An 11,808-nucleotide genomic window follows, 5' to 3' on the forward strand; every position below is an offset into this window, starting at 1 on the left:
ACAAGCTCAGGGCGAACGGGTGTGGGGTATGCGTTTTCTCATTGCACTCGTGGCACTGAGTGCTGCAGCCCTTGCCGCCCCCGCCTCCGCCGACCGGATCAAGGATCTCGGCGGCTTTCAGGGCATCCGCAGCAACCAGCTGACCGGCTACGGCATCGTCGTCGGCCTGCCCGGCACCGGCGACGACAATCTCGAATACACGATCCAGTCGATGAAGGCGGTCGCCTCGCGCTTCGGGCTGCAATTGCCCGCGAACGTCAATCCCGGCCTCAAGAATGCCGCCGTCGTCATCATCACCGCCGATTTGCCGCCCTTCGCCAAGCCGGGGCAGAAGCTCGACATCACCGTCGCCTCGATGGGTAAGGCGAAGTCGCTGCGCGGCGGCGCGCTGATCCTGACGCCGCTGCTCGGCGCCGACGGCCAGATCTATGCGATGGCGCAAGGCAATCTCGCGGTCGGCGGCCTCGGTGCCGAGGGCAAGGACGGGTCGCAGATCGTCGTCAACATCCCCTCCGCCGGGCGCATCCCCGAAGGCGCGACAGTCGAACGCGCGGTGCAGACCGGGTTCGAAAGCACGCCCTTCCTCACCTACAACCTCGCGCGTGCCGATTTCACGACCGCGCAGAATGTCGCCACCGCGATCAATTCGCGGCTCGGTGCCGGGACCGCACAAGCGACCGACGCCATCTCGGTCGCGATCCGCGCGCCGGTCGGCGGCGATGTCCGCGCGACGTTGATGAGCGAGATCGAGAATCTCGACATCGTTTCCGCTGAACCCTCGGCCCGCGTTATCGTCAACGCGCGCACCGGCACCGTCGTGATCAATTCGAGCGTCCGCGTCGGCACCGCTGCGATCACGCACGGCAAGCTAACCGTCCGCATCGACGAATCCGAGCGCGTCAGCCAGCCCGCCCCCTTCAGCCAGGGCCAGACCACCAAGGAACAGAAATCCGCGGTCGGTGTGGATGAGGAGAAGCACCCGATCTTCCTGATCGAGCCGGGTCCGCGCCTGTCGGACGTGGTGAAAGCCATCAACGCGATCGGCGCATCACCGGCCGATCTGGTCGCGATCCTTGAAGCCTTGAAAGAGGCTGGCGCGCTGAAAGCGGAGTTGATCATCCTGTGAGCGACGTTCCAGCCCTTTCGCCCGTCCAGGGACCCACGACGGGTATCAACCTCGACACGAGCCGCTTGCAGAACCGCGCCAATCTGGAAGCGGCGGGCAAGAAGTTCGAGGCGGTGTTCACCGGCATGATGGTTAAGGCGATGCGCTCGACGCATCTCGCCGAGGATGATCTGTTCGGATCGAAGGGCCTCGATACCTTCAAGGAAATGCAGGACACGCAATTCGCGACCGGGATGGCGGATCACGCCCCGCTCGGCATCGGCAAGGCGATGACCGAATTCCTCGCACGCTCGCAAAGCGGCCTACAGGCCGAGCCGCCGCCCACTGACGGCACGCCGTCATGAGCGACCTTCTCGGCATCGGCGCGAGCGGGGTCCGCGCGTACCAAAGCGCGCTTACCACCGTATCCGAAAACATCGCCAATGCGGCCACGCCGGGCTACGCCAAGCGCACCGCAGACGTGCGCGAAGTTGCGCCCGCGCTCGGCATCCATTCGGGTGGCGGAATCCAGACTGGCCAGGGCGTCACCGTCGCGGGCGTCACACGCTCGGCCGATGCCCTGCGCGCGGCCGATGTCCGCACATCCAGCGCCGATCTCGCGCGCAGCGAAACCGGCATCGCCTGGCTCGACCGGATCGAGACCGCGCTGACCGGCAACCAATTGGGTGACCGACTGACCGGTTTCTTCAACGCCGCCAAGAACGTCGCCGCCGATCCCAGCGCGACCGTCCCGCGCAGCGCCTTGCTCGAACAGGCGAGCGCGGTCGCAGGCAGCTTCACCGCGACCGGCAAGGCGCTCGATGCGCTCGACGACAATCTCGATGCGACCGCTGGAAGCGCTGTCACGACGCTCAACAGCCTCGGCCTCGCGCTCGCCAAGGTCAACGACGGGATCGGCCGTGCGCAGCCCGGCTCGAACGGCGCGGCGCAGCTTGCCGACCAACGCGACGCGATCCTCGACCAGATCAGTGCGATCAGCGACGTTTCGGTCAGCACCGATGCCGCCGGGCGCGCGACGGTCAAGCTCGGCAACGCTGGTGGCCCGGTTCTCGTCACCGGCAACACCACTGGCACCGTTACCTTCGCGCGCGGCAGCGACGGCACGGTGGCGTTCGCCTTGCAAACGCCGCTCGGCGTCTCGACGGTCACGCCCGGCGGCGGCGCGCTGGCGGGTGTCATCGACGGCGCGGCGCGGATCGCCGATGCGCGCGTTTCGCTCGAGACGATCGCCACCGCTTTCACCGACGGCGTCAACGCGGTGCAGGCGCAGGGGCGCGATCTCGACGGCAATCCCGGCGCGGCGCTCTTCACGCGTGGGTCCAGCCCGACCGATATCACCCTTAGCCTGACCGATCCGCGCGGCATCGCCGCGGCAGCCGTCGGCGGCGGCCCGCGCGACGCCAGCAACCTCAAGAATTTTGATACGCTGCGCAGCAGCGGCGCGTTCGAGGCGAAAACCACGGCGCTCATCTCCGGGAACGCCGCAACGCTCAACGGGCGCAAGCAAATCGCCGAGGCGCAAAGCGCGATCCGCGACAATGCCGTGGCCGCGCGCGATGCCGTCTCGGGTGTCAATCTCGACAGCGAAGCGGTCGATCTGCTGCGCTTCCAGCAAGCCTATTCGGCGTCGAGCCGCGTGATTCAAGTCGCGCGCGACACGCTCCAGTCGATCCTCGACATCCGCTAGGGATAGCTCATGCAAATCGGCACCAACCAATTCTACAACAAGAATGCGACGCAGCTCGGCAAGCTGGCGACGCAGGCGGACACGATCAACACGCAAATCGCGACGGGCAAGAAGATTTCCGCGCCGTCGCAGGACGTCGTCGCGTACAACCGCCTGAGCGCAATCAAACAGACCAATGCCGACAGCAAAGCCTATGCGAGCAATGTCAGCCTCGCCCAGTCGCTGCTCCAGCAATCCGACACGACGCTGACGTCGATCGGCAACCAACTCCAGCGCGCCGCCGAACTAACGACGCAAGCCGCCAACGGCACGTTAAACGACGCCAACCGCAAGACGATCGCGATCGAACTGCAAAGCATCCGCGATGATCTTGTCAGTCTGGCGGGCACGACCGATGCGCGCGGCCAGCCACTGTTCGGCACGGCGAGCGGCGGCCCGGCAGTGGTTCAGGCGGTCGACGGCACGGTCAGCTTCGGCGGGACGGGCGAAATTTCGGCGATCCCTGTCGCCGATGGTACCGATATTCAGGCAACCGACAGTGCGCAGCGCGTGTTCGGCAATTTGCCCGGCGGCGGCGGTACGACCGACGTCTTTGCGGTGCTGTCCAGCCTGATCTCCGCACTCAATGCGGGCGGCAATGTCTCCGCCGCCACGGGCGCTGCCGCAGATGGCCTGAAAGCGGCGCTCACGCAGGTCAGCAACGTGCAAGGCTCGGTCGGCGCACGCGCCGCGCGGCTCGATATCGTCGCGTCCCAAGCAACCGATGCTGCCGCCGCGCGCGAAACCGATCGCGTCGGGTTGGAAGACACCGACATCTCGACCGCGATCACCGAATTGCAGAAGACGATGACGGTGCTGCAGGCGACCCAGGCGAGCTTCACCAAGCTCGGACAATTGTCGCTGTTCGATTACTTGCGCTGATTAGGGTGCCGATCGCGCGGGTTGCGCCTCGGCCAGGATCACCGCGAACAACCCCTCGGGGTCGGTCCATTCGCCAACCGGCGTCCACCCGCCCGCGCGCAGCAGGATCCGCGCATCGCGCGGCGCGTATTTATGGCTGTTCTCGGTGTGGATTGTCTCGCCCGGCAGCATCGCGAAGGGACGACCTTCGATTGTGAAGGCAACCTCCGCCATCGCCTCCAAATGCATCTCGATCCGCGCGCGATCATCGTTCCAGATCGCGCGGTGGCGGAACTTGTCGATGGGAAGCGTCCCGTCGAGCTCGCGGTTGATGCGCTCGAGCAAATTGAGGTTGAACGCCGCGGTCACGCGCTGCGCATCGTCATACGCCGCCTCGAGCATTAGCGGATCCTTGATCCGGTCCATCCCGATGACAAGCATCGCGCCGTCACCGAGCGACGCCTTCATCGCGCGCAGCAGATCGACCGAGGCATGCGGGATCATGTTGCCGATCGTCGACCCCGGAAAGAAACCGAGCTTCGGCGTGGTGGCAATCTGCGCCGGGAAAGCGATCGGCTTCATAAAATCGGCTTCGACCGGCAGCACCGTCAGCCCCGGAAACGCGTCCGACAGCACGGCGGACGATTCGCGCAAGAAATCGCCCGAGATGTCGATCGGCACATAGGCCGCCGGATCGACCGCCTCCAGCAGGATCGGCGTCTTGGTCGAGGACCCCGAGCCGAACTCCACCACCGCACGCCCCGCGCCTGCGATCTCCGCGATCTCAGGACAGCAATCACGCAGGATCGCGGTCTCGGTCCGCGTCGGATAATATTCGGGCAGATCGGTGATCGCCTCGAACAATTCCGACCCACGCCGGTCATAGAACCACCGCGCCGGGATCGCGCGCGGCCGCGCCTCGAACCCGCGCAGCACGTCACGGCGAAACGCCGGGTCGGCCAGCGACGCCTGACCGTCCTCGATTTCCTGCTTGAGCATTACAGATCCTTGGCGAGCCGCACGCCGGTGAATTGCCAGCGCTGATGGGGATAAAAGAAATTGCGATAACTGGCGCGCACATGCCCGCGCGGCGTGGCGCACGATCCGCCGCGCAGCACGCACTGCCCGCTCATGAACTTGCCATTATACTCGCCGACCGCGCCTTCGGCCGCCTTGAAGCCGGGATAGGGGCGGTACGCACTGCCGGTCCATTCCCACACATCGCCGAAGAAGGCCGGGCCGTCGGTCGACGGGCGCGGCTCGACCGGCCCAGCGCGGTCGAGTTGGTTGCCCCCCGCCGGATCATACGGTGCAGCGGCGGCTTCCCATTCTGCCTCGGTCGGCAAGCGCGCGCGCGCCCAACTCGCATAAGCGTCGGCCTCGTAAAAACTGACGTGTGTAACCGGGGCCGCCGGATCGATCGCGCGGCGGCCATCAAGCCCGAAGCGCGTCCACCCGCTCTCGCCCCGCTCCCAATAGAGCGGCGCGGAAATCCGCTCGGCGCGCACCCAGGCCCAGCCATCGGACAGCCAGTGCCGCGCATCCTGATAGCCGCCATCGGCGATGAAATCGGCCCATTCGCCATTGGTGACGGTACGGGTCGCCAGCGCATGCGGGCTGAGCAGCGTCGCATGACGCGGCCCCTCGCAATCGAACGCGAAATCGTCGCCCTCATGCCCGATCTCGGTCACCGCGGCAGCACCTTCGATCCAACCGAGCGGCCCCGGCATTTCCACCGGCACTTTCCGCGCCGCGGGCCAGACCGCCGGCTCGACCGGGTTTTGCGCCATCAAATGCAGCACATCGGTAATCAGCAATTCCTGGTGCTGCTCCTCATGATGGCAGCCAAGCGCCACCAGATCGCGCGCGGCCTCCGGCAAATCGGGCAGTACCGCCATCACTGCCGCGTCGACATGCGCGCGATACGCGATGATTTCGTCGAGCGCCGGGCGCGTCACCATCCCGCGCCGCCCGCGCGCGTGGCGCTGGCCCTCCGCCTCGTAATAGCTGTTGAACAGGAACGGGAAACGATCATCGTACAGCGTGTAGCCGCTCACGAAATCGCGCAGCACGAAGGTTTCGAGGAACCAGGTCGTATGCGCCAGATGCCATTTGGCGGGCGACGCATCGTCCATCGACTGCACGCTCGCATCAGCATCCGACAGCGGCGCGACCAACGCGACCGAAAGCCCGCGCACCGCTTGAAAGCGCGCAGTTAAATCTGTGGGATCGGTTTTGGGGGCAGTCCGCGTTTGCATCGTTCGTCCCCGTTTTGCGCCACACACCGGCGTCGCCGGATCGGCATCACACGCTCAACGCGTGGCACCCGGCTTCCACAAAACGTCGCCACCGGCATTTTGGTTCACCGCACGCGCGGCGACAAACAGATAATCCGACAGGCGATTGAGATAGGCGAGCGCCAGCGGGTTGAGCGGCACGACCCGCGCCGCCGCGACCGCCGCCCGCTCGGCCCGCCGCACCGTCGCGCGTGCGATATGCAATGCCGCCGCTGCCGGAGTCCCGCCGGGCAGAATGAAACTGGTTAGCGGCGACAATTCGCCATTCATCCGGTCGATTTCGGCCTCTAACCGATCGACTTGCGATGCGACGATCCGCAGCGTCATTTCCGAAGGCGCAAAATCCTTGCCCTCTTCGTCCTTGGCAGGCGTCGCCAGATCGGCACCGAGATCGAACAGATCGTTCTGAATCCGCTCGAGCAGAAAAGCGAGCCAGGTGAGCGCGACACCGTCGCTGCGCAGCGCCACTACCCCCGCGCCGAGTGCGCTATTGGCTTCGTCGACATCGCCGATCGCGGCCATCCGCGCGTCGTCCTTCGCCACGCGCGATCCATCGACGAGGCCAGTCGTGCCGTCATCGCCGGTGCGGGTATAGATGCGGTTGAGCTTTACCATCGATCAGCGCCGACTTGGGTCGATCAGGTCCTGTTCGACATGAACAGGATCAGCACGACGATGAAAATCGCCACCGCCTGCAACATCACGCGATATTGCATCAGCTTGTTCGATTTGGTCGCCGAAGCAAGCAAACCCTCGCCGTTGGTGGCCCCTTCCCGCACATCCTGGCTTGCGCCAAGCAGGAAAACGATGAGGCCGCGCACCAGCACGACGACGACCGCGATCATCGACGCGATCAGGAGGATGGTCAGGAAAGTGCTCATGACACCTATTTAGGCATTCGCGCGGGCAAAGCCAATGGGTAGCACCCCGCTGCGCAGTTGATCCGCAAGCGCAAGACCCTCGCCACCGCGCAACCGCACGCTTTCGAGCGTCGGCGCACCATGTCGCTTGGCCAGCCGCTGCCCGTCGGCACCGGTCAACAGGGCGTGGTGCCGGTAGAGGGGAGTCGGCAAATCGAGCAGCGCCTGCAGTAAGCGGTGGATGTGCGTCGCCGAAAACAGGTCGACCCCGCGCACGACATGCGTGACCCCTTGCGCCGCATCGTCGACTGTCACCGCGAGATGATAGCTGGCCGGGGCGTCCTTCCGCGCGAGCACGACATCGCCAAGCGCGAGCGGATCAGCGAGCACGTCGCCTGCGATTTCGTCGTGCCAGAGGAGCGCATCCGGCCACTCCAAATCCGTCACCCCGGCCTTGTGCCGGGGTCCACCGTGCAAAACCGGCTGCGGTGCATGGGGATAGGTGGACCCCGGCACAGGGCCGGGGTGACGAACTTGGGCCACCGCCCGCCCCACATCCAGCCGCCACGCATAAGGCACCCCCGCCGCAACCCGCGCCGCGCGTTTAGCCTCGCCCAACCCCCGACACATCCCCGGATAAACCCCCTCCACCCCATGCGGCGCACTCAAACTCGCTGCAATCTCGGCGCGCGTGCAAAAGCACGGATACAGCAACCCCATCCCCCGCAACCGCTCTAGCGCCGCCGCATAAAGCTCCAGCCGCGCCGACTGAAAAACCACCGGACCATCCCATTCCAGCCCGAGCCAGCGTAAATCCGCTTCGATTCCCGCGGCATGCTCCGGCCGCGATCGCGCACCATCGATATCCTCGATCCGCAACAGGAACCGTCCACCAGCAGCCCGCGCGCGATCATGCGCCTGGATCGCCGAATACGCATGGCCAAGGTGCAGCTTACCCGTAGGGCTCGGCGCGAAGCGCGTGACGGGCGCGATCATCAAGCTCTTGACCGCGAGTCGTGCGTTGTGTGAAACTCGTTAACGACGGGTGGGGCTGTCATCACGGCGTCATCCTACGGGTTAAGAAGCCGCCAGGAAAGCGCCACATGGGTGTAAAGGGGGGCTCGCATGTACCATCCCGATCTGATCCGCCATCCTGATGGCTGCCCTGCGCTCGTGCTCAATGCGGACTATACGCCGCTCAGTTACTATCCGCTGTCGCTGTGGCCGTGGCAGACCGCGATCAAGGCGGTGTTCCTCGACCGCGTCGACATCGTCGCCGAATATGAACGCGAAGTGCGCAGCCCGACGCGTAGCCTGAAAATCCCCTCGGTCATCGCGCTGAAATCCTATGTGCGGCCAAGCGCATTTCCCGCCTTCACGCGCTTCAACCTGTTCCTGCGCGACAAATTCGTCTGCCAATATTGCGGATCGGGCAGCGACCTGACCTTCGACCATATCGTGCCGCGCGCGCAGGGTGGACGCACGACCTGGGAAAACGTCGCCACCGCGTGTGCGCCGTGCAACCTCAAGAAGGGCGGCCGCACGCCCAAGCAAGCGGGCATGCCGCTCCACATCGACGCGATCCGCCCGACGAGCTGGCATTTGCAGGAACATGGCCGCCGCTATCCGCCCAATTTCCTGCACGACACCTGGCATGACTGGCTCTATTGGGATGTCGAACTGGAGGCGTGAGCGGGGGCTCCATTCCGTTGGAATGCCGAAAGGATGCTCGTTTGACTCATACCGTTTCGAAAATGCCCAAGCGCTCCGCTTTGTTTCTGCGGCTGGCGATGCTGGGATCGGCCGCCGCACTGGCGCTGGCCGGTTGCGAACAGAAGCCGACCGAGGAAGACGCCGTCGCCGCCGGCTTTGAGCCGCCGACTGTCATGCCGCGCGCCGATTTTGCGGTCTTGCTCGATCGGCGCTTTGCCCGCTTCGATACCAACGCCAATGGCGCGATCGACAAGAGCGAAGCCGTCGCGGCAGGCAGCGGCATGCTCGACACGCTCGACACCGACAAGGACGGCAAGATTTCGCGCGCGGAATTCGTCGCCGGGCGGCTCGCCCGCTTCGATCGCAACGACACCGATCACAACGGCATCGTCACCAACAAGGAACGCGACGCCGCACGGGCGCGCTAGGGCGTCGTGCGCTCGAAATGATCCCGTTCGCCTCGACGGTTTAGCGGCCGCACCGGCGCGTTGCCGGTTGACGCTACGTCTGCCGCAATGCAGCATCAGGGCATGGCAACCCTCCCCGGCATCGCAAACAATCCCGACATCCGTTTCCTGGGGCGCCTGCTCGGCGACGTGATCCGGGCCTATGGCGGGGAGGCGCTCTATGCGCGCACCGAATCGATCCGCGCCGCCTCGGTCGATCGCCATAAGGGTGGCGCCGCTGACCTCGGGCTCGATGCGCTCAGCCTCGATGACACGCTCGATTTTGTGCGCGGCTTCATGCTCTTTTCGATGCTCGCCAATCTCGCCGAGGACCGGCAGGGCATCGCCGCCGAACCCGGCGCCGACATGGCCGCAGCACTCGATCGGCTGGCGGGCGAAGGGATCGACCATGCGCAGGTGATGGCGCTGCTCGATCACGCGCTGATCGCCCCCGTCCTCACCGCGCACCCGACCGAGGTCCGGCGCAAGTCGATGATCGACCATCGCAACCGCATCGCCGCGCTGATGGGTTTGCGCGATACCGGCGCGACCGAAACCCCCGATGGCGATAATGTCGAGGAAGCGATCCTCCGGCAGATCGCTTTGCTGTGGCAAACCCGCGTGCTGCGGCGCGAAAGGCTGTACGTCACCGACGAGGTCGAAATCGCGCTCAGCTATTTGCGCGACGTGTTCCTCCCCGCTTTGCCTGCGCTGTATCAGCGCTGGGATCGGGCGCTGGGGACGCGCGTGCCGAGCTTCCTGCGCCCGGGAAGCTGGATCGGCGGCGACCGCGACGGCAATCCCTTCGTCACCGCGGATTCGCTGAAAACCGCGCTCGCCAAGGCCAGCGAAGCCGTGCTCGGCCATTATCTGGACGCGGTCCACGCGCTCGGCGCCGAGCTGTCGATCTCGACTAACCTCGCCCCCGCCGACGATGCTGTCACCGCGCTGGCCGAAGCGAGCGGCGACACCGCCGAAAGCCGCAGCGACGAACCCTATCGCCGCGCGCTGTCGGGCGTCTATGCCCGCCTCGCCGCGACGCACCTCGCGCTCACCGGCAAGCCCGCGCCGCGCCCCGGATTGCTCCACGGGGAGCGCTATCCCGACCCGCAGGCCTTCCGCGCCGATCTCGTGACGATCGCGCGTGGCTTGCGCGGGGGGAGCGCCGCGCTCTCCTCGGGTGGTGCGCTCGGGCGGCTGATCCGCTCGGTCGAGACCTTCGGCTTCCACCTCGCCACGCTCGATCTGCGCCAGAACAGCGCGGTCCACGAACGCGTCGTCGCCGAATTGCTCAAGGTGGCGGGGGTCGAGCAGGACTATCTCGCTTTGGGTGAATCCCAGCGCGTCTCGCTGCTCCGCCACGAACTCTCCAACGCCCGCCCGCTCGCCAGCGGCTTCGCGGCGTATTCGGACGAGACCATATCCGAACTCGCGATCCTGCGCGCCGCCGCACAAGCGCACGAAACGTACGGCCCGGTCTGCATCGTCCAGCACATCGTCTCGATGGCGCAAAGCGTGTCGGACCTGCTCGAACTTAACATCCTGCTGAAGGAAGTGGGCCTGTACCGTCCCAATTCGGAAGGCGGCGCAGAACCCAGCGCCGCGATCATGGCGGTCCCGCTGTTCGAAACGATCGGCGATCTGGAGGCCGCCCCCGGCATCATGGCCGAATGGTTCGCACTGCCCGAGGTGCGCGGCATCACGGCTGCGCGTGGCTATCAGGAAGTGATGATCGGCTATTCCGACAGCAACAAGGACGGGGGCTATCTCACCTCGACCTGGAGCCTGTCCAAAGCCTCGACCGCGTTGAAAGGCGTTTTCGCCAGCGCCGGCGTCGGGATGCAGCTGTTCCACGGGCGCGGTGGTGCAGTTGGGCGCGGCGGCGGCTCGGCCTTTGCAGCGATCCGCGCGCAGCCGGCCGGCACGGTGCAAGGCCGAATCCGCATCACCGAGCAAGGTGAGGTAATCGCAGGAAAATATGGCACGCGCGAAAGTGCGGTCACCAATCTCGAGGCGATGACGGCGGCAACATTGCTCGCCAGCCTCGAACCCGACGCGCTGTCGAGCGCCGACACCCGCCGCTTCGCCACCGCGATGGACACGCTCTCCGCTTCCGCCTTCCAGGCCTATCGCGGCCTCGTCTATGGCGCTCACGGGGATGATGGAGGCTTCCGCACCTTCTTTCGCCAGATGACGCCGCTCGCCGAAATTTCCGGCCTCAAGATCGGCAGCCGCCCGGCCAGCCGTACCAAATCCGACCGGATCGAGGATTTGCGCGCGATTCCCTGGGTGTTCAGTTGGGCGCAGGCGCGCGTGATGCTACCCGGCTGGTACGGCGTTGGCCAGGCGCTAGCCGAGTTCGAGGACAAGGGCCTGCTCAAGGAAATGGCGCAAGGCTGGCCGTTCTTCGCTGCGACGCTCGCTAATATGGAGCAAGTGATCGCCAAATCCGACATGGGCATCGCCGCGCGCTATGCGGCGCTCGTCGAGGACCGCGGCCTTGCCGACGCGATCTTCCCGCAAATCGAACGCGGCTGGAGCCAGGCGCACGATGGCTTGCTGGAGATCACCGGCCAATCACACCTGCTCGCCGCCCACCCCGCGCTTGATGCGTCGATCCGGCTCCGGCTCCCGTATATCGAGCCGCTCAACCTGCTCCAGATCGAACTGATCAAACGCCGCCGCGCTGGCGACGAGGACGAACGCATCGGCGAGGGCATCCTGCTGTCAATCAACGCCATCGCGACCGCGCTGCGCAATTCGGGGTAGCAGTAAGGAA

At 65.7% G+C, this 11,808-nt stretch carries 12 protein-coding genes; 7 read left to right on the top strand and 5 right to left on the bottom strand.

Annotation, left to right across the window (positions count from 1 at the left end; genetic code table 11):
- Positions 1 to 28: 28 nt before the first annotated feature.
- From HMP06_RS12840 to flgL, 4 genes are read left to right on the top strand one after another with little or no spacing between them, the layout of a single operon-like run.
- The gene (locus tag HMP06_RS12840; RefSeq protein ID WP_176497427.1) at positions 29 to 1,126 is read left to right on the top strand and encodes a flagellar basal body P-ring protein FlgI; all 1,098 of its coding nucleotides are present in this window, start codon (positions 29 to 31) and stop codon (positions 1,124 to 1,126) included.
- Entirely contained in the window at positions 1,123 to 1,470 is a 348-nt protein-coding gene (locus HMP06_RS12845; RefSeq protein ID WP_176497428.1) for a rod-binding protein, read from the top strand. Before HMP06_RS12840 ends, HMP06_RS12845 begins: the two co-directional genes overlap by 4 nt.
- On the top strand, positions 1,467 to 2,813 hold the full coding sequence (flgK, locus tag HMP06_RS12850; RefSeq protein WP_176497429.1) for a flagellar hook-associated protein FlgK: 1,347 nt from the start codon (positions 1,467 to 1,469) through the stop codon (positions 2,811 to 2,813). Before HMP06_RS12845 ends, flgK begins: the two co-directional genes overlap by 4 nt.
- A 9-nt stretch (positions 2,814 to 2,822) precedes the next feature.
- A complete protein-coding gene (gene flgL / locus HMP06_RS12855; protein ID WP_176497430.1) occupies positions 2,823 to 3,734 on the top strand; it encodes a flagellar hook-associated protein FlgL in 912 nt (303 codons plus the stop codon).
- Here the strand turns inward: flgL and egtD are convergent, their stop codons facing one another.
- Genes egtD through HMP06_RS12880 form a run of 5 tightly spaced genes read right to left on the bottom strand, consistent with a single transcriptional unit; the run spans position 3,735 to position 7,866 of the window.
- A complete protein-coding gene (gene egtD / locus HMP06_RS12860; RefSeq protein ID WP_176497431.1) occupies positions 3,735 to 4,712 on the bottom strand; it encodes an L-histidine N(alpha)-methyltransferase in 978 nt (325 codons plus the stop codon).
- Positions 4,712 to 5,971 carry an ergothioneine biosynthesis protein EgtB gene (gene egtB / locus HMP06_RS12865; RefSeq protein WP_176497432.1) on the bottom strand — a complete coding sequence of 420 codons (1,260 nt, stop codon included), beginning with the start codon at positions 5,969 to 5,971 and terminating at the stop codon, positions 4,712 to 4,714. Before egtB ends, egtD begins: the two co-directional genes overlap by 1 nt.
- Before the next feature lie 54 nt (positions 5,972 to 6,025).
- Complete coding sequence (locus HMP06_RS12870) at positions 6,026 to 6,625, bottom strand: cob(I)yrinic acid a,c-diamide adenosyltransferase (RefSeq protein WP_176497433.1); 600 nt, start codon at positions 6,623 to 6,625, stop codon at positions 6,026 to 6,028.
- 23 nt (positions 6,626 to 6,648) lie between these two features.
- Positions 6,649 to 6,891 carry a twin transmembrane helix small protein gene (locus tag HMP06_RS12875; protein ID WP_176497434.1) on the bottom strand — a complete coding sequence of 81 codons (243 nt, stop codon included), beginning with the start codon at positions 6,889 to 6,891 and terminating at the stop codon, positions 6,649 to 6,651.
- A gap of 9 nt (positions 6,892 to 6,900) precedes the next feature.
- Positions 6,901 to 7,866 (bottom strand): glutamyl-Q tRNA(Asp) synthetase, encoded by a 966-nt coding sequence (locus HMP06_RS12880; RefSeq protein ID WP_176497435.1) that lies wholly within the window; start codon positions 7,864 to 7,866, stop codon positions 6,901 to 6,903.
- A gap of 129 nt (positions 7,867 to 7,995) precedes the next feature.
- On the opposite strand from HMP06_RS12880, the gene HMP06_RS12885 reads away from it, so the two are divergent.
- From HMP06_RS12885 to ppc, 3 genes are all read left to right on the top strand, one after another.
- Complete coding sequence (locus HMP06_RS12885) at positions 7,996 to 8,562, top strand: HNH endonuclease (protein ID WP_176497436.1); 567 nt, start codon at positions 7,996 to 7,998, stop codon at positions 8,560 to 8,562.
- Between the two features lie 41 nt (positions 8,563 to 8,603).
- Positions 8,604 to 9,011, top strand: coding sequence for an EF-hand domain-containing protein (locus HMP06_RS12890; RefSeq protein WP_176497437.1), 408 nt, complete (start codon positions 8,604 to 8,606; stop codon positions 9,009 to 9,011).
- Between the two features lie 102 nt (positions 9,012 to 9,113).
- Entirely contained in the window at positions 9,114 to 11,798 is a 2,685-nt protein-coding gene (ppc, locus tag HMP06_RS12895; protein WP_176497438.1) for a phosphoenolpyruvate carboxylase, read from the top strand.
- Positions 11,799 to 11,808: the final 10 nt, after the last annotated feature.

It is taken from the genome of Sphingomonas sp. HMP6, from assembly GCF_013374095.1.
In the GTDB taxonomy this organism is placed as follows: Bacteria; Pseudomonadota; Alphaproteobacteria; order Sphingomonadales; family Sphingomonadaceae; genus Sphingomonas.